Source organism: Bifidobacterium italicum (assembly GCF_002286915.1).
In the GTDB taxonomy this organism is placed as follows: domain Bacteria; phylum Actinomycetota; class Actinomycetes; order Actinomycetales; family Bifidobacteriaceae; genus Bifidobacterium; species Bifidobacterium italicum.
Genome location: NZ_MVOG01000012.1, coordinates 1 through 26060, shown reverse-complemented (window position 1 = coordinate 26060; position 26060 = coordinate 1). Strand labels below are relative to the sequence as shown.

22 protein-coding genes, 1 tRNA gene and 1 pseudogene are annotated in these 26060 nt (G+C 65.7%); 18 read left to right on the top strand and 6 right to left on the bottom strand.

Features of this window, described 5'->3' with window-relative positions; genetic code table 11:
* Positions 1-7: 7 nt before the first annotated feature.
* Positions 8-190, bottom strand: a pseudogene (locus tag B1400_RS04620) (PLP-dependent transferase); the annotation flags it as partial.
* 691 nt (positions 191-881) lie between these two features.
* On the opposite strand from B1400_RS04620, the gene B1400_RS09495 reads away from it, so the two are divergent.
* Positions 882-1223, top strand: a complete 342-nt coding sequence (locus B1400_RS09495) for a hypothetical protein (RefSeq protein ID WP_133064620.1) — start codon at positions 882-884, stop codon at positions 1221-1223.
* A gap of 115 nt (positions 1224-1338) precedes the next feature.
* Positions 1339-2115, top strand: a complete 777-nt coding sequence (locus B1400_RS04615; RefSeq protein WP_095613273.1) for a hypothetical protein — start codon at positions 1339-1341, stop codon at positions 2113-2115.
* A gap of 103 nt (positions 2116-2218) precedes the next feature.
* Here the strand turns inward: B1400_RS04615 and B1400_RS04610 are convergent, their stop codons facing one another.
* On the bottom strand, positions 2219-3529 hold the full coding sequence (locus B1400_RS04610; RefSeq protein ID WP_095613272.1) for an O-acetylhomoserine aminocarboxypropyltransferase/cysteine synthase family protein: 1311 nt from the start codon (positions 3527-3529) through the stop codon (positions 2219-2221).
* 176 nt (positions 3530-3705) lie between these two features.
* Between B1400_RS04610 and B1400_RS04605 the strand changes: the two genes are divergently transcribed.
* The 3 genes from B1400_RS04605 to B1400_RS04595 all read left to right on the top strand — a co-directional run bounded on the left by B1400_RS04605 (position 3706) and on the right by B1400_RS04595 (position 7997).
* The gene (locus B1400_RS04605; protein ID WP_095613282.1) at positions 3706-4230 is read left to right on the top strand and encodes an NAD(P)H-dependent oxidoreductase; all 525 of its coding nucleotides are present in this window, start codon (positions 3706-3708) and stop codon (positions 4228-4230) included.
* Positions 4231-4580: 350 nt separating this feature from the next.
* Positions 4581-5930, top strand: a complete 1350-nt coding sequence (gene xylA / locus B1400_RS04600) for a xylose isomerase (RefSeq protein WP_095613271.1) — start codon at positions 4581-4583, stop codon at positions 5928-5930.
* Between the two features lie 369 nt (positions 5931-6299).
* Positions 6300-7997, top strand: a complete 1698-nt coding sequence (locus tag B1400_RS04595; protein ID WP_095613281.1) for a glycoside hydrolase family 43 protein — start codon at positions 6300-6302, stop codon at positions 7995-7997.
* Positions 7998-8010: 13 nt separating this feature from the next.
* On the opposite strand, the gene B1400_RS04590 is transcribed toward B1400_RS04595, so the two are convergent.
* Positions 8011-9036 (bottom strand): LacI family DNA-binding transcriptional regulator, encoded by a 1026-nt coding sequence (locus B1400_RS04590; protein ID WP_095613270.1) that lies wholly within the window; start codon positions 9034-9036, stop codon positions 8011-8013.
* A 290-nt stretch (positions 9037-9326) separates the two neighbouring features.
* Between B1400_RS04590 and B1400_RS04585 the strand changes: the two genes are divergently transcribed.
* The 4 genes from B1400_RS04585 to B1400_RS04570 all read left to right on the top strand — a co-directional run bounded on the left by B1400_RS04585 (position 9327) and on the right by B1400_RS04570 (position 14365).
* The gene (locus B1400_RS04585; protein ID WP_095613269.1) at positions 9327-10610 is read left to right on the top strand and encodes an ABC transporter substrate-binding protein; all 1284 of its coding nucleotides are present in this window, start codon (positions 9327-9329) and stop codon (positions 10608-10610) included.
* Between the two features lie 85 nt (positions 10611-10695).
* Positions 10696-11760, top strand: a complete 1065-nt coding sequence (locus B1400_RS04580) for a carbohydrate ABC transporter permease (RefSeq protein WP_095613268.1) — start codon at positions 10696-10698, stop codon at positions 11758-11760.
* Complete coding sequence (locus B1400_RS04575) at positions 11757-12662, top strand: carbohydrate ABC transporter permease (protein WP_095613267.1); 906 nt, start codon at positions 11757-11759, stop codon at positions 12660-12662. The genes B1400_RS04580 and B1400_RS04575 overlap by 4 nt, the downstream gene beginning before the upstream one ends.
* Positions 12663-12739: 77 nt before the next feature.
* Positions 12740-14365, top strand: a complete 1626-nt coding sequence (locus tag B1400_RS04570; RefSeq protein WP_095613266.1) for a glycoside hydrolase family 43 protein — start codon at positions 12740-12742, stop codon at positions 14363-14365.
* Positions 14366-14576: 211 nt separating this feature from the next.
* On the opposite strand, the gene B1400_RS04565 is transcribed toward B1400_RS04570, so the two are convergent.
* Complete coding sequence (locus B1400_RS04565) at positions 14577-16106, bottom strand: xylulokinase (protein WP_095613265.1); 1530 nt, start codon at positions 16104-16106, stop codon at positions 14577-14579.
* Positions 16107-16318: 212 nt separating this feature from the next.
* Here B1400_RS04565 and B1400_RS04560 point away from each other — a divergent pair, with 212 nt between their 5' ends.
* The 3 genes from B1400_RS04560 (at position 16319) to B1400_RS04550 (ending at position 19763) form a co-directional block, all read left to right on the top strand.
* Positions 16319-17542 (top strand): ROK family protein, encoded by a 1224-nt coding sequence (locus B1400_RS04560; protein WP_095613264.1) that lies wholly within the window; start codon positions 16319-16321, stop codon positions 17540-17542.
* A gap of 296 nt (positions 17543-17838) precedes the next feature.
* The gene (locus tag B1400_RS04555) at positions 17839-18489 is read left to right on the top strand and encodes an ECF transporter S component (protein ID WP_095613263.1); all 651 of its coding nucleotides are present in this window, start codon (positions 17839-17841) and stop codon (positions 18487-18489) included.
* Positions 18490-18842: 353 nt separating this feature from the next.
* Complete coding sequence (locus B1400_RS04550; protein WP_095613262.1) at positions 18843-19763, top strand: erythrocyte-binding protein; 921 nt, start codon at positions 18843-18845, stop codon at positions 19761-19763.
* Positions 19764-19951: 188 nt separating this feature from the next.
* Here B1400_RS04550 and B1400_RS04545 read toward each other — a convergent pair.
* Both B1400_RS04545 and rpmE read right to left on the bottom strand, forming a co-directional pair.
* Positions 19952-20025 (bottom strand) — tRNA-Ile (locus tag B1400_RS04545).
* Positions 20026-20278: 253 nt separating this feature from the next.
* Positions 20279-20491: a 50S ribosomal protein L31 gene (gene rpmE / locus B1400_RS04540; protein ID WP_024540314.1), complete on the bottom strand. Its 213-nt coding sequence runs from the start codon at positions 20489-20491 to the stop codon at positions 20279-20281.
* Between the two features lie 307 nt (positions 20492-20798).
* Between rpmE and prfA the strand changes: the two genes are divergently transcribed.
* The 6 genes from prfA to B1400_RS04510 form a co-directional block, all read left to right on the top strand.
* Positions 20799-21890, top strand: a complete 1092-nt coding sequence (prfA, locus tag B1400_RS04535; protein WP_095613261.1) for a peptide chain release factor 1 — start codon at positions 20799-20801, stop codon at positions 21888-21890.
* A gap of 131 nt (positions 21891-22021) precedes the next feature.
* Complete coding sequence (gene prmC, locus B1400_RS04530) at positions 22022-22981, top strand: peptide chain release factor N(5)-glutamine methyltransferase (protein ID WP_407641066.1); 960 nt, start codon at positions 22022-22024, stop codon at positions 22979-22981.
* A gap of 95 nt (positions 22982-23076) precedes the next feature.
* Positions 23077-23736 (top strand): L-threonylcarbamoyladenylate synthase, encoded by a 660-nt coding sequence (locus B1400_RS04525; RefSeq protein WP_095613260.1) that lies wholly within the window; start codon positions 23077-23079, stop codon positions 23734-23736.
* Positions 23733-24986, top strand: a complete 1254-nt coding sequence (locus B1400_RS04520; RefSeq protein ID WP_095613259.1) for an MraY family glycosyltransferase — start codon at positions 23733-23735, stop codon at positions 24984-24986. Before B1400_RS04525 ends, B1400_RS04520 begins: the two co-directional genes overlap by 4 nt.
* A gap of 119 nt (positions 24987-25105) precedes the next feature.
* Positions 25106-25693, top strand: a complete 588-nt coding sequence (locus B1400_RS04515; RefSeq protein WP_095613258.1) for an IS607 family transposase — start codon at positions 25106-25108, stop codon at positions 25691-25693.
* On the top strand, positions 25686-26060 hold a 375-nt coding region (locus B1400_RS04510; RefSeq protein WP_157909637.1), incomplete at its 3' end, for a helix-turn-helix domain-containing protein. The genes B1400_RS04515 and B1400_RS04510, both read left to right, overlap by 8 nt.

Genomic DNA, 26060 nt, shown 5'->3' with positions numbered 1-26060 from the left:
AGGGGAACGCCTCGTCGAGCTGTTCCTCGGTGAGCTGGCGGTGCGTCGTTCCGGCCGGGTAGAGCACGCAGCTGCGCGCGTCGGCGACGTGGGTTGCGATTGCGATCATCTTGAGGTGGTCGAGGAAGGCGGACACCTTCTCGCGGCCGCCGGGCACGCCGAAGGAGATGACGCCGCACGTGCCGTTCGGCCCGCAGGGCCGCCAGCTGCAAGACGAGCTCGTGTCGTGTTGCCGGCGCATGTCCTCGATCGACGATGACGCCGGCTCGTCGGCCCCTGCCGGTTCCGTCTCGCTTCCGGCGTGCCCGTCGTGCATCTGCGGCTCCTTGTCGTCGTGCGTGAGCATGGTGTGCTTCCAGTTTCGCATGACGTCGGCGCTCACGCCCAGTTCCTCGCCGATGCGATGGCTGGTCGCCTCCCCGGACGCGTACTCGCCACCGCCCGGCGCCTCGTCGCCTCGTCCACCGGCGCGCGACGCAGCCGGCGCCGTCACGGCTCCAACTCGTCGCCCCAGCGCGCCAGCATCATCCTGGATGGATACCCCGCTCGTTGATCAACGACGCCGCGCTGCGATCAAACTGCTCATACAACCGCACCGCACGAAGCCTCTGCTCCCTCGTGTACTTCACCACCAACGGACTCCCATCCCACTCAAGAGTCCAACTTTCCTGCACCACCTCACGCCGTCCACAACTAAGTGAATACAACAATTGGTCGTGTGCTGAATGATGCAGATTCGCCCGACCGAGCTTCTCTTATCAGATTGATTGAGCTCGCATACACAATATGGGTAGAATGCTTGACTATCGTTTTCCCTGATTTCTATAGTGTTCGTAGATGTCTCAGAGTGGAGATGTCTACAAGTATCATGGAGGTGGCTCATGAAGATTAGAAAAACAACGCGCGCAATCGTGCCAATGTTATGTGCACTGGCTCTTGCTTTCTCGACGGCCGCACCTGCTTTGGCGGCGCAGGTGGATACCGGGAAGTGGTACAGCGGTTCCGGGACCTTCCATGGAAAGGTTTCTGGCGGGAACTACAGTGTCGGTTGGGATGCCTCGTCCATCGAATTAGTAACCAGTGGCTATGCCTTTGGTTACTGCGAAGCTGCTCAGGAAGGGCGAATAGACTCCCGCAGTGTCGGTGTGCTGTCAGTCTGCAAGGCATCCATGAAAGGCAATAACGAGCGTGGACGAGATTGGGCCTACTATCGAGCAGGTTGATTGCGTCTCTTCTGATTCGGCTCGATGATGAACGATGTGTGGTGTGGTGTGAGACCGCATCGAATACGGTCTCACACCACACCATATTTTGAGTTGGAATGTGAGGACTCGAAATATGATGCGTGAGGTTTTCGCCCGATTCGGCGGAATTGTCATGGTGATGTGTTTTGCCTGCGGTCTGCTGGCGGGGTGTGGCTCCAACGAAGCGGATCCGGATACTGGTGCGGAGGGTCAGCGCATTGCCTCGTCCATGCAGGACTATGTGCAGATGGTACTCGATCTCGATCAGAAAGCTCGTAATGGACAGATGCACGGGGCGCCCATGGGGGATCGTCAAGTGACTATTCTGGAGAGGGCGTTGGAGAACGGAGGGCGGGTTAGCCGGGCCGACTACGAGCAGGCATGGGCGAGCTATCGTCAATGCATTGTCAACAAAGGGTATGCCGCGCCGCCGATTATGAAGGTCGGTGAGTTTTATCAAGCACGGTGGTCGATGGCATCTGTTGAAGGGCAGGAGGCGCGGGAGGAAAAACTGCGTGAAGATGATATGGCATGCGGCATGGCGGAGATGCTGAACGTGAACGAGGTGTACCAACGCCAGCATTCGAACCCGAACCTATATCGGAATCCATCGGAGGGGGTGGTGGATTGCCTGCATCGCAACAATCTGGTGAAGACGTCGTATACGGCGAAGGACTACGATGCGGAGAATCGCAGATTCGACGAATACTGGAATGATCGTCGCATGGGACGTGCTCCCACCATCGCCGAGACGCACGGGCATTTCAGTTTCGATTACGGCGATGTCGATGCGGCCATGTGTCTGGCGAACAATCATGAGGCCATGGATGTTCAGGAATACAAGCCGCCTGAATGGAAGCCGTTCGGATAGGGGGATGCCACAGTGGGCAAGCGCAGGGGTCGGCCTCGGGATGGCAGGCAAACAGCTGTTTTGCCTGCCATCCCGAGGTCAGGACCTCTGGGCTGCGTTTCGCTCAGTCGCCGAGCGCCGCGTCGAGCGCCTGACGGATGTCGGCGATGATGTCGTCGGCGTTCTCGATGCCGCAGCTCAGGCGCACGAGGTCGATGCCGACGCCGGCCTCGTCGAGCTGTTCCTCGGTGAGCTGGCGGTGCGTCGTTCCGGCCGGGTAGAGCACGCAGCTGCGCGCGTCGGCGACGTGGGTTGCGATTGCGATCATCTTGAGGTGGTCGAGGAAGGCGGACACCTTCTCGCGGCCGCCGGGCACGCCGAAGGAGATGACGCCGCAGGTGCCGTTCGGCATGTACTTCTCGGCGAGCGCGTGGTACTTGTCGCCGGGCAGCTCCGGGCAGCTCACCCATGCGATGCGCGGGTCGTCCTCGAGGAACGTGGCGACCTTGAGCGCGTTCGCGCAGTGGCGTTCCATGCGCACGCCGAGCGATTCGAGGTGCATGCCCATGATCCACGAGTTGATCGGCGCCGGCGTCGAGCCGAAGTCGCGCATGAGCTGCGCCGTCGCCTTCGTGATGAACGCGGCCTTGCCGAAGTCCTTCGCGTAGACGACGCCGTGGTAGGAGTCGTCGGGCGTGCACATCCCCGGGAACTTCTCGGCGTGGGCGAGCCAGTCGAAGTTGCCCGAGTCGACGATCGCGCCGCCGACGCACGAGCCGTGGCCGTCCATGTACTTCGTCGTCGCATGCGTGACGATGTCGACGCCGTAGCGGATCGGCTGGCAGTTGATCGGCGTCGGGAACGTGTTGTCGACGATGAGCGGGACGCCGTGCGCGTGCGCGGCCTTCGCGAACTTCTCGAAGTCGAGGACGATGAGCGCCGGGTTCGCGATCGACTCGCCGAAGACGGCCTTCGTGTTCGGGCGGAACGCGGCCTCGAGCTCGTCGGCTGAGCAGTCGGGGCTCACGAACGTGCATTCGATGCCCATCTTGCGCATCGTCACGTTGATCAGGTTGAAGGTGCCGCCGTAGATCGCGCTCGACGCGACGATGTGGTCGCCCTGGTTGCAGATGTTGAACAGCGCGAAGAAGTTCGCGGCCTGTCCGGAGGAGGTGAGCATCGCCGCGGCGCCGCCCTCCATCGCGCAGATCTTCGCGGCGACCGTGTCGTTCGTCGGGTTCTGCAGGCGCGTGTAGAAGTAGCCGGACTCGGACAGGTCGAACAGGCGGCTCATCTGCTCGCTCGACGTGTACTTGAAGGTCGTCGCCTGGATGATCGGCGGCGTGCGCGACTCGCCGTTGCCCGGCTGGTAGCCGCCCTGCACGCAGATCGTGTCCTCGTGTTCGGTGCTGATAGGTGTGGCTGTGTCTGCCATGTACGCTCCTCGTCTGCGGTTGGCTTCCCGTCACGCGCGCGCCGTGCGGCGGGTAGACGTGGCGGAGTAGGTTGGACACCGGTATTAAACCACGACGGCCGCGTGCGCCGCCGGCGCGTCCCACACTGTGTGCGCCGGGCGCATGGCGGCCGGCGCACATGAAGGAGGAGGCGACGATGACGACGGCGCTGATGGTGTTCCACGACCGGCTGCGGCTTTCGAGGGTGAACCGCGCGCTCGCGCGGCGGGCGGCGCGCGAGGACCCCGACGACGTGGTCGTGCGCGACATGTACGCGCTGTACCCCGACTTCCGCATCGACGTCGACGAGGAGCATCGCGTGTGCGGCCGCGCCGACCGGCTCGCGTTCCTCTTCCCGTTCTACTGGTACAGCGCGCCGGCTCTGATGAAGCTGTGGGAGGACGCCGTGTTCACGCCCGGGTGGGCGTACGGCGACGGCGCCGCGATCGCCGGCAAGCGCATGCTGCTCGCCGTGACGACCGGGGGCGCCGAGGACATGTACACGGCCGACGGCAGGCACGGCGCGACTATGGAGGAACTGCTGCTGCCGTACCGCACGACCGCGCGCTACCTCGGCCTCGACTACGAGGAGCCTTTCGTCGTGCACGGCTCGTCGAGGACGATCGACGACGACGAGCTCGCGCGGACCGCCGAGCGCTTCGTGCGCCGGCTGCGCGGCTGATTGGCCGGGCTGCTGATCGGCTGCGCGACTGTGTGACGCATGTCGGCGCAAGGGGAGCGGCGCCGCGCGTATGCGCACGCGGCGGGTGCGTACGCGATGCCGTAGGCGTGTGGCGGCGGATGGGCGGATGACGGGAAAACGGCGGCATCGTGCGGGACTCGCCGATGAAAGTTAGATGGTTTGACAAATGATGGCCGTCGTTGTAGCTTACTTAATAAGACGAATGAACATAGTCGTTCGGAGGCGACCGCCGCCATGGCGGGGGCGGCCGGCACGGCGACGTTCGCCCGTCACGCGACCCGCCGAAGACGGCACCGCAACACAGCGCAACGCAGAACAAAGGAGTCATGATGGGACTGTGGGACATCGATAAGATCGAGTACGTCGGCCGCGGCAACGGCCCGATGGAGGGGCTCGGCTTCCAGTACTACGACGCCGATAAGGTCGTCGCCGGCAAGAAGATGAAGGACTGGCTGCGCTTCGGCGTCGCCTGGTGGCACACCTTCGACGCGCCGCTCACCGATCCCTTCGGCAACGGCACCGCGCAGCGCCCGTGGGACGGCAAGTACGCCGATCCGATGGACAACGCGCTCGCGAAGGTCGACTACGCGTTCGAGTTCTTCACGAAGCTCGGCGCCGAATACTTCTGCTTCCATGACCGCGACATCGCCCCGGAAGGCGACACGCTGCGCGAGACGAACGCGAACCTCGACCGCGTCGTCGACAAGATCGAGGAGAACATGAAGTCCACCGGCGTCAAGCTGCTGTGGAACACGTCCTCGCTGTTCACGAACCCGCGCTTCGTCGCCGGCGCCTCGACGTCGCCGTTCGCCGACGTCTACGCCTACGCCGCGGCCCAGCTCAAGCACTCGCTCGAGATCGGCAAGCGGCTGGGCGCCGAGAACTACGTGTTCTGGGGTGGCCGCGAAGGCTACGAGAACCTGTGGGTCACCGACATGAAGCGCGAACAGGAGCACATGGCGAAGTTCTTCCACATGTGCGCCGACTACGCGAAGCAGATCGGCATGGACGCGCAGTTCCTCATCGAACCGAAGGCGAAGGAGCCGATGACGCACCAGTACGACTTCGACGCGGCGACGGCCTGCAACTTCCTGCGCGCCTACGACCTCATCGACGTCTTCAAGCTCAACCTCGAAGGCAACCACGCGAACCTCGCCGGACACACGTACCAGCACGAGATCCGCGTCGCGCGCGACAACGGCGTGCTCGGCTCGCTCGACGCGAACCAGGGCGACATGCTGCTCGGCTGGGACCTCGACGAATTCCCGACGAACCTGTACGAGACGACCTCCGTCATGTGGGAAGTGCTCGACGAAGGCCAGATCGGCCCCCACGGCGGCCTCAACTTCGACGCGAAGCCGCGCCGCACGTCGTTCACGGCGGAGGACCTCTTCCGTGCACACATCGCCGGCATGGACACCTTCGCGGCGGGCCTGCTCGTCGCCGACAAGATGCACCAGGACAAGTACATCGAGGACCTCGTCGCGAACCGGTACGGCTCCTATGATTCCGGCATCGGTAAGACGATCGACGACGGCACCGCGACGCTCGAGTCGCTCAACGACTACGCGATCGACAAGCCGCAGTCCGAGATCATCGCATCGACGCACCCCGACCACCTCGAGGACGTCAAGGCGACCGTCAACAACTACATCATCGACGCGCTCGCGAACGCGTGACCCCGCGTGTCCCCGCCGCCGTCCGCATCGGCGGCGGGGACACCCCCTCCATCATCACCAGCATTTCCTGTATTCCTCGTATTCCTTTCCTCCTCTTTCCTCTCCCAATGCATCGGCGACCGTTCCTTTCCTTTCCTTCCTCGGCGGGCGCGGGATGCATCCGCCTACGGCCGGTTGGAGGCGCGGCCCCTCGATGCGCCGCGCGTGACCTCCTCATCCGCACGCTGCGCATCGCGCCGCCCTCCCCGGCATGCAGGCCCCTCCATCCGGGCGGGCACGACGGTGTGTCCGCCCTTTCCTATATATGACGACACTGAAAGCTGAGGCGCTCCGATGACGAACGACGCCGTATTGACGAACGATGGCACAATGGCGAACGACGCGCCCACAATCACCGTATCCAATCCGGTGCTGCGTGGCATGTACCCCGATCCCAGCTGGATATGGGATGAGGGCGGGGGGCGGGTCGCGCTCGTGAACTCGTCCTTCGAACTTGTGCCCGGACTGCCGATTCACGACTCGTGCGACCTTGCGCATTGGCGCCTCGTCGGGCACGCCGTCGACGAGGCGATGGGCCGCCGGCTGCTCATCCCCTTCGTCCTCGATTCCGGGGGCCTGTATGCGCCGACACTGCGCCATATCGCCGGACGCTATGTGATCTGCTGCACGGTCGCGCGCATCGACACCGACGCGGCAGCCGCCGCGGGCGCCGACGCCGCGATGATCGACGGGGCGCGCGCGAGCCAAGGCAATTTCATCATCGAGGCCGATGCGCTCGAAGGCCCGTGGCGCGGCCCCTATTGGGTCGAAGGCGCTGAAGGCATCGACCCCGACCTCTTCGAGGACATCGACGGCTCCGTCTATTGGACGCAGACGAGGCCGGCCGTCCATCCGCGCTGGGAGGGGCAGACCGAGGTGTGGACGCAACGCATCGATCCGGATGGCTGGCGCCTGATGACATCGCGTGACGATGACGGCATCCGCGGCGGAACGGTCATCTGGAACGGATACGGCGTCGAGGCGGTCTGGGCGGAAGGGCCGCATCTGTACCGCATCGGCGATTACGTCTATCTGATGACGGCCGAAGGCGGCACGAGCTTCGACCACAGCGAGATGATCATGCGTGCGGCGGCGCCGCAAGGATTGCGGCAGGCGATCGACGGGTTCGTGCGTGATGCGCGCGCCCGCGGCGACGAGCCGCGTCCGCCGCGCCCCGACGAGCGCTCCGTCGTCGGCCGCTACACGAGGCTGTTCCATCCGGACAAGAAGAACCCGTTCCTCACGCACCGCCACCTCGGCGTCGATGAGCGCGTGCAATGCGTCGGCCATGCCGACCTGATGCGCCATCCCCTCTTTGGATGGTGGCTTGCCTGCCTCGGCTCACGCCAGACGCGCACAGGAGGGCACGGCACGTTGAGCTTCCTCGGCAGGGAGACCTTCATCACGCCGGTCGATTGGCAATGCGATCTGGCCCAATGGACGCTCGACGCCGCCCCCGACCTCAGGGACGACGACGATCCGGGATGGCCGGTGATCGCCGGAGGCAACGGACGTCTGCCTGAAACGGTCCAGATCGACGGCATGGACGGCGCATTGCGCGGTGTGCGCGTCGGGCGCTGCGAGGGGCGCGCCGTCATCGACGCGCGTGCGCCCTTCGATATGGCGTGTGACACGGCATGTGTGCGCGATGAACCGTCGGTCGTCTACCGCAGGCTCCCCGAGGACCGGTGCGTCGTGCGCTGCCCCGACCACGGATCGGTGCATATCCGTCAGGACAACGGCCATACGTTGCGCGTCGATATCGACGGCGATGCAGTGCATTGGAGCCTGCGTCGCGGGGAGGGCGCCGATGAAGGCGACATCGGCGCCGGCGGCGCGCACGGATCGGTCATGCTCGTCTTCGAGGACGGCGTCGTGCGCATCGTCGTGGCGCGCAGTGTACCGCTCGCCTGGGATGCGCCGGCGCTCGCCACCATCGACGTGGCGCCGCTGAGCACCGAATGGTCCGGTGGGTTCGTCGGTTGCCTCGTCGGCGTCAGTGCAACCATGGCCGCTGACGACTGCTGACCGACAATGTGGCTCATTGCGTGTTTGCTTCGCTGCCGTGCAATGATTGTGTGCTGCCGCGCACGACGAGCGTCGTCGGCAGGATCACATGGTGCTGCGTCGGGCGTCGTTCGGCCGTGTCGATGAGCATGCGCGCGGCGGCCGCGGCCATGTCGTGCAACGGTTGACGCACCGTCGTGAGCGCGGGGCCGAGGAACGCGGACGTCTGCACGTCGTCGAATCCGACGACGGAAAGCTCCTCGGGGATCCGCAGCCCGTTCTGGCGTGCCGCCTCATAGACGCCCATCGCCTGCAGGTCGCTACCGGCGAAGATCGCCGTCGGGCGTTGCGGGTGTTCGAGGAGCGCCGTCGCCTGTGCATAGCCGCCTTCCGTCGTGAAATCCCCTTCCGTCACAAACGCGGGGTCGACGGGGATGCCCCGTTCGGCGAGCGCCGACGTATAGCCGTCGAAGCGCGCACGTGAACACATCATCTCCTCGGGGCCGGTGATGATGCCGATACGTGTATGCCCGAGCGCGAGCAGATGGCGTGTCGCGAGCACGCCGCCCGCCCAGTTGTCCGCCTGGACGGAGAAGTCGTCGTTCGACGGCTCGCCCGAGGGGTCGAATATGACGTAGGGGATGCCGTTGGCCTGCAGTTTCGTCTTCTCGTCGTCGGTCAGGTTCGCGAAGATGAAGATGACGCCGAATGGCCTGCGGCGCAGCACGCCGTCGATCCAATCGTCGTCGGGGTGCTGGCGTGTGCCGCTTTCCGTCGTGATGACGCTGATGTCCGCGTATTGCCGCGCCTCGCGCAGCACACCGCGCAGGACCTCGAGCGCCCAGATCGTGTCGAGGTCCTGGAAGACCACCTCGATGTAGCGTTGCGGTGTTGTGCGCTGTCCACGGCGCTGGTATTCCGACTCGCGCAACGCGCGGTCGATCGTCGTGCGCGCCTCGGACGAGATGTCGGAGCGCCCGTTGAGCGCCTTCGACACCGTCGCGAGCGAATACCCGGTTGCGCGCGCGATGTCCGCCAATGTGACTTTGTTCCCCGTCATGCCAGGCTCCTTTGCCATCGTGGTGTCGCCGATGCGACTCGTTGCCGTCCACTATATCGAAAGTTTCGAAAACTGCCAACGTATGTTCGCGCGGATATAGACAAGATGTAGAGAAAGTGTATGTATAAGCGTGATATATTGGACGAAACGCCGAGGTAGGAGTTAATTTGACTATTTAACTAAGTAGTCTTACGATGATTCCTAACGAAAACAACGTAAGTTTTCGATACTGATCCATAGGCATCCGGAAACCGCTCCAATGACGGCGCGGACGATTCAGGAGGTACATCATGAAGGCCAAGTCAGTGCTCGCCGCGACCGTCGCGGCGATGACCATCGTCGGCGTGTCCGCATGCGGAGGCGGCGATGGCACAAACGCGGACGGCAAGACCGAAGTCGTCGTGTGGATGAACTCCACGACGGGCGACGGCAAGAAGTTCTGGGAGGACGCGGCGGCCGCGTTCGAGAAGGAACACGCGAACGTCGACATCAAGGTCGAGGCGATCCAGAACGAGGATATGGACGGCAAGCTCCAGACGGCGCTGCAGGACCCGTCGTCCGCGCCGGACGTGTTCCTGGCGCGTGGCGGCCAGAAGCTGCGTGACGTCGTCGAGGCCGGCCAGGTCATGGACCTGACCGACAAGATCTCGGACCAGGTCAAGACGCAGATGAAGACGGCGCTTGACACGACGACGATCGACGGCAAGGTCTACGGCGTGCCGCAGGCGGTGCTCCCCGGAGGCATCTGGTATTCGAAGGACCTGTTCAAGAAGGCCGGCATCACCGAGACGCCGAAGACCTGGGACGAGTTCAAGACCGCCGTTGGCAAGCTCAAGGACGCCGGCATCACGCCGATCGCGCTCGGTGGCAAGGACGCCTGGCCGGCGGCTCATTGGTACTACTGGTTCGCGTTGCGTGAATGCTCGCAGTCGGCGTTCGACGAGGCCTCGAGCGACATGAAGTTCACGAACGACTGCTGGGTCAAGGCCGGCGATGACGTCAAGGACCTCCTTGATCTCGACGGCTTCAACGACGGCTTCCTGACGACCTCCGCCCAGCAGGGCGCAAGCTCGTCGGCGGGCCTGCTCGCCAACCACATGGCCGCGATGGAGCTCATGGGCGGCTGGGAGCCCGGTGTCGTGCGTGACCTGACCCCGGACAAGAAGGACATGGCCGACCTCGGATACTTCACGTTCCCCGAGATGGAGGGCGGCGAGGGCGACCCGACGGCGATGCTCGCCGGCGCCGATGGCATGTCGGTCGGCGCATGGGCGCCACAGGAGGCCGTCGACTTCCTCAACTTCATCTCCGAGAAGGAATGGCAGGAGAAGTACGCCGAGGCGTTCGTCACGATCCCCGCGGCGAAGAACGCGCAGTCCGTCGTCACGAACGACGCGCTCAAGCAGGTGCTCAAGGTCTATGACGAGGCCTCGTCGGTCTCGCTGTGGCTCGACACGGTCTTCGGGCAGAACGTCGGCAACGCGCTCAACGAGGGCGTCGTCAACATGATGGCCGGCAAGGGCAATGCCGAGGACATCGTCAAGGGCATCGAAGCGGCAGCAAACAAGGGCTGACGATCCCCCGGGGACCGGGGCCGGCGACCGCCGGCCCTGGCCCCCGCCACGTTCATCCAGACAGACATCATCAGAGGAGTAAGTCATGTCAGTCGCAACAAGCATGCGCGCCAAGCGCCGCGGCCGTCCTCGCAGCGAACGGTTCCGTCAGCGTTTCGAAATGAGCGTCCTGTCCGTCCCCGCGCTCATCATGTTCGTCGGATTCGTGATCCTGCCGGTGTTCATGGCGGCGTATTACGGATTCTACAGATGGAAGGGCTTCGGCAAGCCCAACGTCAACGGCCAGTTCATCGGTCTCGAGAACTACCACATCATCCTCACCGACCCGAACTTCCAGCAGGCGCTCGGCCACACATTGTTCATCGCGGTCATGTCGCTCGTCATCCAGGGGCCGCTCGCGATCCTGTTCGCACTGCTGCTCAACCAGAAATTCAAGGGGCGCGGACTCATCCGCACACTCATCTTCGTGCCGTACGTCGTCTCCGAGGTCATCATCGGCACCGGTTGGAGCCTGATGCTCCAGCCGAACGGCGCCGTCAACGCGGTCATGAAGAACCTCGGCCTGCAGGGCGTCGACTGGATCGCCAATCCGAAGATCGCGATCTGGACGCTCATGTTCATCATCTCGTGGAAGTACATCGGCTTCGCCGTCATCCTGATGATCGCCGGCATGCAGGCGATCCCCGAGGAACTCTACGAGGCGGCGCGCGTCGACGGCGCGGGCTTCTGGCGCCAGCAGTGGAGCATCACGCTCCCGCTGCTCGCCCCGACGATCCGCATGTGGGCGTTCATGTCGATCATCGGTTCGCTCCAGCTGTTCGACCTCGTCTACATCATCTGGGGACAATACGTCTCGTCGACGGCAGGCACCTCGACGATGGCCACGTACATGGTCAGGGAAGGACGTCTTGCCAACAACTACGGCTACGGCTCCGCGGTCGCCGTCGTCATCTTCATCATCTCGCTCGTCATCGCGCTCGCATACCAGCGCTTCGTCCTCAACCGCGACCTCGCCGGCGCCGTCGAGAAGCGCGAACGCAAGCAGCTCGAACGCCGCATCGCCAAGCGCGAACGCGAACGCATGGAGCGCGACGAGATCGAAGAGGCGATCGCCCCGAACAACGCTTCCATGGAGGTGGCAACATCATGACGTACACAGGTGAACGCATCGAACGCACATTGCTGTTCGGCAAGCGCAAGCGCAACGACCCATACGCATACCGCAAATCGGCGAAGACGCCGTGGGGCCATCCGATCGTCTACGTGCTGTCGGTCATCCTCGTGCTCATATGCGTCGTGCCGGTCCTCTACATCATCCTCGGCGGTTTCCGCACGAATTCGCAGATCACGCGCGACCCCGCGGGGCTGCCCAATCCGTGGAACTTCTCGAACTATGCGACCGTCGTCGGCTCAAGCACCTTCTGGGTCGAGCTCGTCAACTCGCTTATCGTCTCGATCGGCACGATGGTCGGCGTCGTCGTCCTCGCGCTCATGGTGAGCTTCGTCATCGCGCGCTACCGCTTCCGCTTCAGCCGCATGCTGTACACGCTCTTCTCGGCGGGCATGATGTTCCCGATCACCGTCGCGATCACGCCGCTGTACCTGCTGCTGCGCAACCTGCATCTGATCAACAGCCAGCTCGGCATCATCCTGCCGCAGATCGCGTTCGGTCTGCCGCAGGCGATCATCATCCTCGTGCCGTTCCTGCAGTCGATCCCGATGGAGCTCGAGGAGGCGGCGCAGCTCGATGGCTGCTCGAGGCTCGGCTTCTTCGCCCGCATGGTGCTGCCTCTGAGCGGCCCCGGCGTGGCCACCATCGCGATTCTTTCGTTCGTGGCCAGTTGGAACGCCTACATGCTTCCGTTGTTCCTGCTCAACGATTCGACGAAGTACACGCTGCCGCTCGGCGTGCAGATGTTCAGCTCGCAGCACTCGGTCGACACCGCACAGGTGCTCGCGTTCACGTCGCTGTCGATGATCCCGGCGCTCATCTGCTTCACGATCTTCCAGAAGAAGATCGTGGGCGGCCTCGCCGGCGCGGTCAAGGGTTGATCCAGGGCACCGCGCGCAATACTCGAATCACGGTGGTCCGGACACTATCCGGGCCACCGTTTCCCAAGGAGACCGAAATGAAGATCGAAAACCCGGTGCTCGCCGGATTCCACGCCGATCCGTCGATGATCCGCGTCGGCGATACCTATTACATCGCGAATTCCACATTCGAATGGTTCCCCGGCGTGCGGCTGCACGAATCGCGGGACATGGTGCATTGGCGGCCATTGCCAAGCCCGCTGAGCCGGAGCTCCCAGCTTGATATGCGGGGAAACCCGTCGTCCGGCGGCGTATGGGCCCCTGATCTGTCGTATGCCGACGGCAGGTTCTGGCTCGTCTATGCGGACGTCAAGGTCGTCAATGGCGCGTTCAAGGATTGCGTGAACTATCTGGTGACGGCCGACGACATCCGCGGTCCGTGGAGCGAACCCCTCAAGCTCAACGGCGTCGGCTTCGATGCAAGCCTGTTCCATGACGACGACGGTCGCAAATACCTGGTGCAACAGACGTGGGACTTCCGTGAATACCATCATCCGTTCAACGGCATCACGCTTACCGAATTCGATGTGGAAACGATGCGGCTCAAGCCGCAGACGGCGCGGACCATCTGGAACGGCACCGACGTAAAGCTCGTGGAGGGGCCGCATCTGTATAAGATCGGCGGCCTTTACTATCTGTTCTGTGCGGAGGGGGGCACCGTCTGGACCCATCAGGAGGTCGTGGCGCGGTCGTCCACGCTTGAAGCCCACTCGTTCGAGGGCAGCCCGATCAACCCGTTCCTCACGAATTTCGATACGCCGCGCAGTTATCTGCAGAAGCAGGGCCATGGGGCGCTCGTGGACACGCCTGACGGCGAATGGTACTACGCGTCGCTGTGCGCGCGGCCGTGGCACCGTGAAGGCGAATCGGTGAGCGATCCACGCGGCTGGTGCACGTTGGGGCGCGAGACGTCGATCCAAAAGGTCAATTGGACCGCGGACGGCTGGCCGTACATCGTGGGAGGACATGGCGGCGAACGTTTCGTCGAGGCCCCTGCGGGCGCCGTCGTCGATGAAGCGCCGGTCTCGCGCGACCGGCACGACGATTTCACCGACACCGCGCTGGGGGCGGACTGGAACACGTTGCGTGTGCCGTTCGACGAGCGCATGGGTTCGGTCGGCGACGGCGCGCTCACGTTGAAGGGCAGAGGGTCGTTGTGCAATCTGTTCGACCTGTCGCTCGTGGCGCGTCGCTGGCAGGCCTTCGACTTCGTCGCGTCGGTGGGTGTGCGATTCGACCCGTGCACCTACAACCAGATGGCGGGGCTGACGAACTACTACAACGACCTGTGCTGGTCGTGGGCCTTCGTGACATGGGACGAACGACGCGGGTGCCGTGTGATCGAGGTGGCGCAGAACGATTTCAACGTCTACACCTCGTTCCTGCGCGATGACGCCGTACCGGTGCCGGACGATGTGCGGACGGTGTGGCTGCGCACGCGTGTGCGCACGCAGCGCTACACCTACGACTATTCGTTCGACGGTGAGCATTGGCGCAATCTCGGTGTGGACCTCGATGCCAGAATCCTTTCGGACGACTATGTGAACCAGCGCTATGGCGGATTCTTCACCGGTGCGTTCGTGGGGCTCGCGGCGGTCGACCTTTCCGGCTACGAAGCCGAGGCCGATTTCGTCGACTTCGATTACCGGGAGGCGTCGGACTGAGATTCGCGCAGTCGGGTGGGCGTCGTGCGTCGTGTGTCGACGACGTCCACCCGCGCGTCCGTCGGCCGTGTCGCGGATCGGGTGAGGGCGTTCTGGAGTCGCCGTCGGCGCCGTCTGCATGCCCGATTCATTCGCGGTCCGGAACGCACAGGGCCCGGATCGGCAGGTTCGTTGCGAACCTCCCGATCCGGGCCCTGTGCGTCGTCCTGCGTCAGCCGCGCGCCCGGACGTAGGCCTCGTAGACCAGCGGCGTCGGCGCGCCGGTGGACACCGAGTCGATCGAGACCGGCCATTCGGGCGCCTCGTCGTCGCCGGCGAGCGTCCATGCCGCCTGCCGCGCCGCGCCGATCGCCACGTATTCGTCGGTCGCCGGGCAGGTGACGTCCATGCCGAGGACGCACGGCGCGAGCGTGCGCACGGCGAGCGACTTCGCGCCGCCGCCGATGAGCAGCACGCGCTCGATCGGCGCGCCGAGCGAGCGGATCAGCTCGATGCAGTCGCGTTGCGAGCACAGCAGTCCCTCGACGAAGGCGCGCGCGATGTCCTCGGCGTTCGTGTTCGCCATCGTCATGCCGGACAATGTGGCCGTCGCGTCCGGGCGGTTCGGCGTGCGTTCGCCGTCGAAATACGGCACGAGCGTCATGCCGTCGGCGCCGGGGCGGGCGGCGAGCGCTAGCGCGGCGAGCTCGTCGTAGTCGACACGCAGCGCGGCGCGGGCCGCGTCGAGGATGCGCGATGCGTTGATCGTGCATGCGAGTGGCAGGAAATGGCCGGTGCAGTCGGCGAATCCGGAGACGGAGCCCGTCGTGTCGACGACCGGCGTCTCGCTGACTGCGGCGGCCACGCCGGAGGTGCCGAGCGAGACCGAGACGTCGCCGACGGCCATGCCCAGGCCGAGCGCCGCCATCGCGTTGTCGCCGCCGCCGGGCGCGATGATGCAGCCGTCGGGCAGCGCGGCGCCGGCGATGGACGCCGCCGCGCGCGTCGGCGCCGCCTCATGCGGCCCGAGGACATGCGGCAGCGTGATACGGTCGGCGAGGCCGAGCGCGGCTGCGTCGGGGTCGGGTCCGTCGCCGCGTGTGAGGCCGAGCGCGAGCAGATCGCGGCGGTATGCGTCGTGCGCGGCGTCGAAGTAGAGGGTGCCGGAGGCGTCGGAGCGGTCGGTGCACAGCATGTCGAGATGCGCGTCCGCGCCGTCGTCGACCGGCCCGTAGCCGGCGATGCGCCAGCTGAGCCAGTCGTGGGGGAGGCATACGGCGGCGATGCGCGCCGCATGGTCCGGCTCGTGCTCGGTCACCCATTTGATCTTCGTCAATGTGTATGAGGCGACCGGCGACGAGCCGACCGCCTCGACCCAGCGTGCGACGCCGCGCGCATGGACGGCGTCCGCGCCGTCATGGCCGTCGCCGCGCGCGCCGAGCATCGTGATCAGTTCCTCGGCCTGCGGCGCCGAGCTGACGTCGTTCCACAGCATCGCGTCGCGGATGACGCGGCCGTGTTCGTCGAGCAGCACCATGCCGTGCTGCTGTCCGCCGACGGCGATCGCGGCGACGTCGTCGAGGCCACCGGCCTGCGCCGACGCCTCGAGGAACGCCCGCCACCAGGCCTCGGGGTCGACCGTCGTGCCCGACGGATGCTTCGCCTGACCGAAGCGGACGAGTGCGCCGGTGCGCGCGTCGGTGACGCGCACCTTGCAGGATTGGGTGGATGTGTCGACTCCCGCGACGAGCGTTCGCTGCATCGTGGCTCCTTTCCGCGCATGTGCGCCGTATGGGCGCGCGGTGCGCACGTCGTCGTGCGCCGGTGCCTGCGCGCCGTCGGTGCGCGGCCGACCGTCGGCCGCGCCGCATAGCCAGCTAAATAGTTAGATGGCTAAACTATACTGTGTAGTGTAGCATGACCGTAGTTCGGCGCGACCAGAAGGGGCGCGCCGCGAAAGCGAGGAGGCGGCGCATGGCGACGTTGAGGAGCATCAACCAGAACGATCTGAGGAACCACAACCTGTCCGTCGTGCTCGAGACGATGATGCGCCGCACGACGCCGCTCAGTCGCGCCGACCTCGCCAAGGAGACCGGGCTGACGAAGGCGACGATGTCGCTTCTCGTCTCGCTGCTCATCGACAACCGCATCGTGCGCGAGGGGATGCCGATCGTGCAGTCCGTCTACGGACGCCCGAGCACGCCGCTGCTCATCGCCGGCGGCGCGATGTGCGGCATCGGCATCCAGATCAACACCGACGGCTACGGCTATCTCGTCCTCGACCTCGACGGCTCCGCCGTCGCCGAACGCTGGGTCGAAGGCGACCTGCACGGCGCGGACACGAAGGCCGTCTTCGACGACCTCGATGCGATGCTCGGCGCGCAGGAGCGGACGCTGCGCGAGCATGGCTACACGATCGCCGGGGTGGGGCTGGCGCTGCCCGGACTCGTCACCGAGGAGGGCCATCTCATCGTCGCGCGCAACCTCGGATGGGAGGACGTCGACCTCAACGAGCAGGCGCTCATGCGCAGGCTCGACGTCATCGCCGGCAACGAATCCAACATGGCGGCCGTCGCTCAGCTGCCCGGCTATGCGACGCAGCGCGCCGACGAAGGCGTCGTCGGCCCGAACGGATCGTTCCTCTACGTCTCCACCGACATCGGCATCGGCGGGGCGATCGTGCGCGGCGGCTCGCTCGTGCGCGGCGACCACGGCTTCGCCGGCGAGGTCGGCCACCTTTCCGTGCAGATGGACGGACCCCGTTGCCGCTGCGGCCGCCGCGGCTGCGTCGAGGCCTATGCCGGACGTCGCGCGGTCGTCGAGGCCGCCGGCATCGCGCACGGGGCCGACGCCGCGACCCAGGCGTCGATCGACGAGTTCTTCCGGCGCGCCCAGCGCGGCGACGCGCATGTGCTCGAGGTCATGGACCGCGCGATGCGCGCGATCGAATCGATGATCGTCTCGATCGTCAACGTCAGCGACCTCGACGTCGTCGTCCTCGGCGGCGCGTGGGCGCAGCTTGATGACGCGCGGCTGCGCGCGATGGAACGGCATGTGCAGGATCAGGTGCTCGCTCGCGACGTCGTGCATGTGCGCGTCGCGCGCGCCAGCGGCTGCGCGCGCCCCGCGTTGCTCGGTGCGGCCGTCACCGGTTTGCGCTGCTTCGTCGACGAGCCGCTGGCATACCTCAAGTCGTGAGCGCGCGGACGTCGCGCGGCCGCGTTCGCGCGCCATGCGCCGTGTGCGACGGCTGCCTGTGCGCCCACGATGTCGAAATCTCATGATGTGAGACGTCGTTGCGGACCGATGCGTGGTGTTGCGAGGCGCGTCGGCGCGCGGTATGCGCGGTCTGCGCGGCGATGCCGTCGCCGCGTGCATATGACGGGGCGCCCCCCGTCTTGCTATGCTGACGGAGGCGTTCCCGCCCGGACTGCGCAGGTCAAGGAACGCCTTTCGAACCGCTGTGCGCAGTACCGTCGGGAAGAGGGACTTCCATGGTCGAACACACCCAAAATCAAGTCAACACCACCATCCGTTCCGGCAGAAGACTGCGTTGGACGACCGCGGACATCGCCGTGGCCGCCGCGCTCGGCATAGCCGCCGGCGTCGTCTTCTGGGGATTCAATTTCGCCTACGCATCGATCTCACCTATCCTCGGCGGCCTGCTGCCGGGCTTCGCGAGCATCCTGCACGCCGTATGGTACTTCTCGGGCACGCTCGCCGTGCTCATTCTGCGCAAGCCGGGGTCTGCCGTGTTCGTCAACCTCGTCGGATGCGCCGCGGAGATGCTGATCGGCAGCTCGTTCTCCTTCGGGTTCGTCTTCCTGTCCGCCGCGCTGCAGGGACTGTTCGCCGAACTGCCGTTCGCGCTGACGCGGTACCGCGTCTTCAATCTGCCGATCTCGATTCTTTCCGGCGTGTGCACGGCGATCGAATACGGCATCTACCTGATGCTGTTCCGCTATCAGGGCGTCGCGTTCGTCAGCCCGCGCGGCATCGTGCACATGGTGAGCGAGATCGTCGGCGGCGCGCTCATCGCCGGCGTCGGCTCGTGGTATCTCTATCTGGCGATCGCGAAGACCGGCGTCCTCGACCGTTTCGCCTCCGGACGCGCCGTCCGCACCACCGTCGCCGCCGACCGCTGACGACATTCTGTGCGTGTGCCCACCCATGTACCGCCGTTGCAGTCGCCATCGGTGGCATTCTGTGGGTGAGCTCACCCATGTACTGCCGTTGTAGCCGTCGTCGGCGGCATTCTGCGGGTGTACTCACCTACGTACTGCCGCCGTGGTCGCCGATGACGGCGCTTTGTGGGTGTACTCACCCATGTACTGTCGCGTCGGGCGGCGTCCCACTACGTAAGATGGGCGCCACCCGGACGGGAAGGCGTCCACGTACACTGATGTCGACGATGCATCGGCAGGAGAGAGCGTGCGTCGTGACGAGATCATGCGACATCATCGAGATGAGCGCCATCACATGAAAAGAAGGTTTGTTCATGGTGGACGACAGCACGATTGTGTACGCGGGAGCCGAAGCCGGCACGCAGACCGAACTCATCAACCCCAACGAGATCGCCGCGCTCGCGAAGAAGCCCGGCCATAAGCCGCCGGAAGACGACAATCGCAAGTATCTGTGGGTGATCTTCGCTTCGATCGCCGCGCTCGCGCTGTTCGCCGCCGTCATCTTCGCCGGCGTGCGGATTCACAACCATCGACAGCAGCAGCTCGCGCAGGAGCACGCGCGTTGCGAAAGCGCGATGACGGCGCTCGACAAGAAGGCGAAGCAGTACGAGGAGCTGCGTGCGGGCGACGGTGCGTCCGCCGGAACGGTCTCCGACATCCAGGTCGCGGACAGCGGCACCGTCAAACTGCTCGACGAACAGCTCAAGGCGCAGGCGCCGGCGACGACGAGCTGCGATGTGTCGTCGGTCGACCAGTACGATGCACGCATCCAGCAGATCCGCGATCATGAAGAGTGGTACGACGCGCATATGCGTTCGCTGCAGGAGGCCGTCGACGGCGTCAACGACTCGAAGCGGCTCAAGGAGGTCGAGGAGGCGACGGCCGCGCTTGACGACACGTTGCGCGAGGCGCAGACGACGCTCGACCTGACGCGCGGGCAGGTGGCGGACGAGGCGACGTGGAGCCGTCTGTCCGAACTCTACGACAAGGCGAAGCAGGCCGAGGCCGGAGGCGACCTCGACGAGATCTCGTCGATCGAGCAGCAGATCAAGTCGGCGATCGGCGACGTCAACGCGTCGCGCGACAAGAAGATCGCCGACGACGAGCGCAAGGCGCGCGAGGAGGCGCAGAAGAAGGCGCAGGCCGAAGCCGACCGCAAGAAGGCGGAAAGCCAGGCCGACAAGGACGGCGGCCGCAACGCGAACCGGGACGATAAGAACAACGACCGCCGCTGATGCGCGGCACGGGAGACCGGAGGGCTTGGTGCATATGGGTCGCCGGTGCGTGCGGTTCCGGCGCGGACGGCGCAGGTACCGTTGAGCGGTATGCCGGGATCGGCGGGATCCCCGGCGTGCGCGGACGCGTCGGCGCACGCCGGGGATCCATACAGGACGGCCCGCCGTCGCCAGCGGGCCGTGACCGGTGGGGCCTCAGGGGCTTGAACCCTGGACCGGCGGATTATGAGTCCGATGCTCTAACCGACTGAGCTAAGGCCCCACGTCGTATCGCGGGAAACCGCGGATGCGACTCGCTAAAGTGTAGCAAACGACATGACCATTACGGTCGGGGCACGGCAGGGAATCGGCGGATGCGGAAGGGCCGGCGCGGCCGTGGGCACCGGTTGGGCGGCTGCCGCGGGTGCGCGGACGGCCCTTGTGCGATCGCCCTGCGCAGTCGCGGCGCGGGGCGCGCGGACGGCATAACGAAAAACGCCGACCCGAAGGCCGGCGTTTCCGTATCAGCGTGAGAGTCAGCTGCTCTTCTTGCCGTAGCGCTTCTCGAAGCGGGCCACACGGCCGCCGGTATCCAGAATCTTCTGCTTACCGGTGTAGAACGGGTGGCACTTCGAGCAGACGTCCACCGTCATGTGGTCGCCCTTGGCGGTCGACTTCGTGACGAAGGTGTTGCCGCAGGAGCAGGTAACCTGCACCGCATGATAATCAGGATGAATTCCTGGCTGCATAATTTGTCTCCTAAAGATACGGGGGACCCGGGTCGCCATGCCCCGATGGCAGGCGTGAACCGGATACATGCATTGTACGGCTGCGCATTGACGCAGCCGTACGGCTCGTCCCGTGGCGAACCACGGGCGTCGCCATCAGGGACAACTTCCCGGGTGCCGTGTTTATTCCGCATCCATGCGCGTCCGCGTTTCCCATGTGGGCGCCGGAGGCGACAACGGCTCTTGCTAGGATGGAACGGTTTGAACGGAGGGCCGTGCACGACGCCGGATGGCGTGAGTCCGCGGCCGAGGCATCGAAAAGGCGAAGATGGCAGAGGAACAGTTCCCGGCGGCGCGTACCGCACTTGAGGAATACCGCAGGATCGAGCAGCAGATGGCGCAGCCGGATGTGGCGTCGTCCCCGGACAGGATGCGCAAGCTGGGGCGGCGTCACGCCGAACTCGGCGCCATCGTTAGCGCGTACACCGATTATCTGCATGCCCGTGACGACGCCGAGGCCGCACATGAGATGGCGGCGGAGGATCCCGATTTCGAGGCCGAGGCGAAACGGCTCGAGGAGGCGCTGCCGGCCGCCGAGGAACGGCTGCGCACGGCGCTCATCCCGCGCGACCCGGACGACGCGCGCGACGTGATCATGGAGATCAAGGCCGGCACCGGCGGCGAGGAGGCCGCGTTGTTCGCCGGCGACCTGCTGCGCATGTACACGCGCTACGCCGAGAAGCGCGGCTGGAGCACGACGATCCAAAGCGAGAACACGACGGAGCTCGGCGGTGTCAAGGACGTGCAGCTCGCGATCCGCGCGAAGGGCACGCCGGCGCCCGAGGAGGGCGTCTGGGCGTCGCTCAAGTACGAGGGGGGCGTGCATCGCGTGCAGCGCATCCCGGTGACCGAATCGCAGGGCCGCATCCAGACGTCGGCCGCCGGCGTCATCGTGTTCCCCGAGGCCGACGAGGACGACGACGAGATCGAGATCGACCCGAAGGATCTCAAAATCGACATCTTCATGAGCTCCGGGCCCGGCGGCCAGTCAGTCAACACGACGTATTCGGCGGTGCGTATGACGCACATCCCGACCGGCATCGTCGTGAGCATGCAGGACGAGAAGTCGCAGATCCAGAACCGCGCGTCGGCGCTGCGCGTCCTCAAGAGCCGGCTGCTCGCGATGAAGCACGAGCAGGAGGCCGCCGAGGCCGCCGACATGCGCCACTCGCAGGTGCGTTCGCTCGACCGTTCCGAGCGCATCCGCACCTACAACTTCCCGGAGAACCGCATCGTCGACCACCGTACGAACTACAAGGCGTACAATCTCGACGCCGTGCTCGACGGCGACCTGCAGGCCGTCATCGACAGCGACGTGCAGGCCGACGAGGCGCAGCGCCTGGCCCGTACCAACGAGTGAGCGCCGACGAGTGAGCGCGGCGCGCGCGCAACGCACAGAACGCGTCGCATATGGCGCGATGGACATCACACGACATACGAACCATGCAGGAGGCGGCGATGGCGTCGGCAACCGATGAAGCAACCGATGGAATGGACGACGCGGCGGCGGCGCGCCCGCAGATGCCCGGGGATGGCGCGCAGGCCGTCGCCGACCTCATCGCCGTCGGCGGCGACCGACTCGCGCAGGCCGGCGTCGACACGCCGCGACACGACGCGAAGCTGCTGCTCGCCGAAGCGACGCGCGCGTCGCTGAGCGACGTCGACAAGGCGGCGCTGCTCGGCGACGGCGTAGCAAGGCTCGTCGACGGCAAATCGATAGATGCGGCCGCCGCGCTCGCCGACTATTCGGCGATGCTCGCGCGCCGTGAACGCCGCGAGCCGCTGCAGTACATCGTCGGCCATGCGCCGTTCAGGTATCTGGACATCAAGGTCGGCCCCGGCGTGTTCATTCCGCGCCAGGAGACGGAGCTGCTCGTCGACGAGGCCCTCGGCTGGATCACACGGGGAGGCATGTACTGCCCGCGCGTCGTCGACCTGTGCGCGGGCAGCGGCGCGATCGGCCTGTCGATCGCCACCGAAGTGCCCGGCGCGCAGGTGTGGGGCGTCGAGAAGGACGTCCTCGCCGCGCAGTGGACGCGCCGCAACGTGAGCGAAGTGGGCGCCACGTTCCCCGACATCACGGCGAACTACCATCTCGAGATCGCCGACGCGACCTGCCCGACGACGCTCGCGCAGCTCGACGGCACCGTCGACGTCGTCGTCAGCAATCCTCCGTACATCCCGCTCACCGACGTGCCCGAGCAGTTCGAGGTGCGCGAATACGACCCGCAGACCGCGCTCTACGGCGGCTCCGCCGACGGCATGATGGTGCCGGAACGCATCATCGTGCGCGCCGCCGTGCTGCTGCGCGCAGGCGGCGTCCTTATCATGGAGCATGACGTCACGCAGGCGGACCGCACCGTCGCGTTCGCGCGTGCGAGCGGCTTCGCCGACGCGCGCACCGAGATAGACCTCACCGGCCGTCCGCGCTATCTTGTGGCGACGCGGTAGGCGGGGCGACTACAGTCGTCATCGAAGGGCGCCGCAGGTGTATGCCGCGTCGGCGTCGAAGGAACATCGGCAACGCGGAAAGGCGGGGAGCAGGCATGAGCGACGTACGGGCCATCGATGAGCGGTCGCTGCGCGAGGCGAGGAAGGTCGTCGAGGGCGGCGGCCTCGTCGTGCTGCCGACCGACACCGTCTACGGCATCGCGTGCGACCCGCGCAACGGCGACGCGATCGCGCGGATCTACGCGGCCAAGCGCCGCCCCCGCACGAAGGCGCTGCAGGTGATCATGGCCTCGGTCGACGATCTGGACGCCCTCGGCCTGACGCTGCCGACGCCGCTCAACCGTCTCGCCGCGCAGCTGCTGCCCGGCGCGTTCTCGCCGATCGCGCTCGCCGACGACGACTGCGCATTGTGCACGACGAGCCGCGACGCGCGCGGCGTGCGCACTCAGGCGATCCGCGTGCCGAACTCGCACGCCTGCCTTGAGGTGCTGCGCGCGACGGGGTCGCTCGCCGCGTCGAGCGCAAACCGTTCGGGCGACGAGAGCGCGCAGAGCGTCGACGAGGCGGTGCGCGCCTTCGGCGACGCCGTCGACCTGTATCTTGACGGCGGCCCGACGATCGGGCATGTCGCGAGCACCGTCGTGGCGGCCGACCCCCTCGCGCGCGACGGCATAGAGATCCTGCGCGAGGGCGTCATCCCGGCTTCGGCCATCCGCCGCGCGATCCATATGAACGGCGGCGGTCTGGGTTTATGAAGGTCTACCTGTTCATCTGCCTGCTCGCGGCCTGCGCGACGTTCCTGTACACGCCGATCGTGCGCCATGTGGCGATCCGCGTCGGCGCGGTCGGCGAGGTGCGCGCGCGCGACGTGCACACGGTGCCGACCCCGCGCATGGGCGGCGTCGGCATGCTGTGCGGCTTCCTGACGGCGATGTTCTTCGCGTCCCGTCTCAACTTCCTGCAGGGGGTCTTCCGCGAGAACCACCAGGCGTACATCGTCATGGCGGGCGCGGCGCTCATCTGCCTGCTGGGCGTGTGCGACGACATCTGGGACCTCGATTGGATGCTCAAGCTCGCCGGGCAGCTGCTCATCTCGGTGTTCGTCGCATGGGGCGGCCTGCAGATCATCACGTTGCCGATCGGCTCGCTCGTGACGGCGTCGCCGACGATCTCGATCGCGATCACGGCGCTGCTCATCGTCGTGTCGATCAACGCCGTGAACTTCGTCGACGGCCTCGACGGCCTCGCCGCCGGCATCGTCGCGATCGGCGGCATCGCCTTCGGCATCTACTCGTACATCCTCGCGCGCTCGGCGCCGTCGTACGCGTCGATGGCGACGCTCGTCGACGTCGCGATGGTCGGAGTCTGCCTCGGCTTCCTGCTGCACAACTGGCATCCGGCGAAGCTGTTCATGGGCGATTCCGGATCGATGCTGCTCGGCTACCTGATCACCTGCGCGTCGATCATCATGACCGGACGCATCGATCCGGCCACGGTGAACGCGTCGATCTACCTGCCCGCGTTCATGCCGATCCTGCTGCCGATCCTCGTGCTGTTCCTGCCGGTGCTCGACATGATGATGGCGATCTGCCGACGTCTGAGCAAAGGGCAGTCGCCGATGCACCCCGACCGCATGCATCTGCACCACCGCATGCTGCGCATCGGCCATTCGGTGCGCGGCGCCGTGCTCATCCTGTGGGGATGGGCGGCGCTCATCGCCTTCGGCTCGCTGATGCTGCTGTTCTTCCGGCCGCTCCATGTGCTCGTCGTCTTCCTCATGGCCGCCGCCGCGCTCACCGTCGCGACGATGTATCCGTCGATCCGCCGGCGCATGAACGGCGAGGTCGACGGCGAGGAACCGCCCGAGGAGCGAGACGCCGATCATCCTGGGCATGCGCGCGGCGGCGACGGACGGCATCGCGCGCGGCACATGCGCGACGCCGCGTCGTCGGGTCCGGCATCGCCATCGGCGGGAGGAAGGCAGCGCGGACGCCGGGACGAGTGAGCGGACGCCTTGCATCGCGCTCGCGCCGCGACTGCGCGGGAAAGCGCGGTGAAATAGGGCTGTTATCTGTTGGTGTATGAGTTTGTTTTGCGTGGTTTGGATATGTTATACTTGGTTTCATGTTGGTGAAGGAATGGGCGGCCCGTGAGGGGTTGCATCCGCAGACGGTGTGGAAGTGGTGCCGTGAGGGCACGATGCCCGTGCCTGTGGAGCATACGCCGACCGGTATGTGGCTCATCCACGACCCCAAATACGAGACCCGAGGGGCGCATGCCCCTGCCGGCGGGCGCACGGTGTGCTATGCGCGCGTGTCCGGTCCGGACCGGAAGAACGACCTGCAACGTCAGGCGGACAGGCTCAAGGCGTTCGCGCTCAGCATGGGCGTCGAACGGCCCGAGGTCGTCACGGAAGTGGGGTCGGGTATGAACGATCGGCGGCGCAAGCTCAACCGTCTGCTGGCCGACCCGACGGTGGGCGTGATAATCGTGGAGCACCGTGACCGCCTTGCCCGTATGAACGCGGGATTGGTCGAAAGCGCGTTGAAGGCGCAGGGGCGGCGCGTCATCGTCGTGGACGACGAGGAGCCGGACGATGATCTGGTGCGGGAGATGACCGAGGTGCTCACGTCGTTGTGCGCGCGCCTGTACGGCAGGCGCGCCGCCGCGAACAAGGCGAAGGCCGCGTTGAGGGCGGCGGAAGATGCTTGAGGCGGTGAAGGTGGCGCTCGATCCCACGCCACGGCAGGAACGCTTGCTGGAGGGGCATGCGGGCGCGGCGCGCTTCGCCTATAATCTCATGCTCTCGCATGTGCGGTCCCAGTTGGCGCGTGGCGAGAAGGCGGACTGGTCGATGTACGCGATGCGGCGTTGGTGGAACGAGTGGAAGAACGAGATCGCCCCGTGGTGGGCCGAATACAGCAAGGAGGCGTACAACAGCGCGTTCGAATCATTGGCGGCCGCGTTGAAGAACCATTTCGACTCGAGGACCGGCAGGCGCAAGGGAAGGCGTATGGGCTGGCCGAGGTTCAAAAGCAAGCGTCGCGCCACGCCGCGGTTCGCGTACACGACCGGCTCG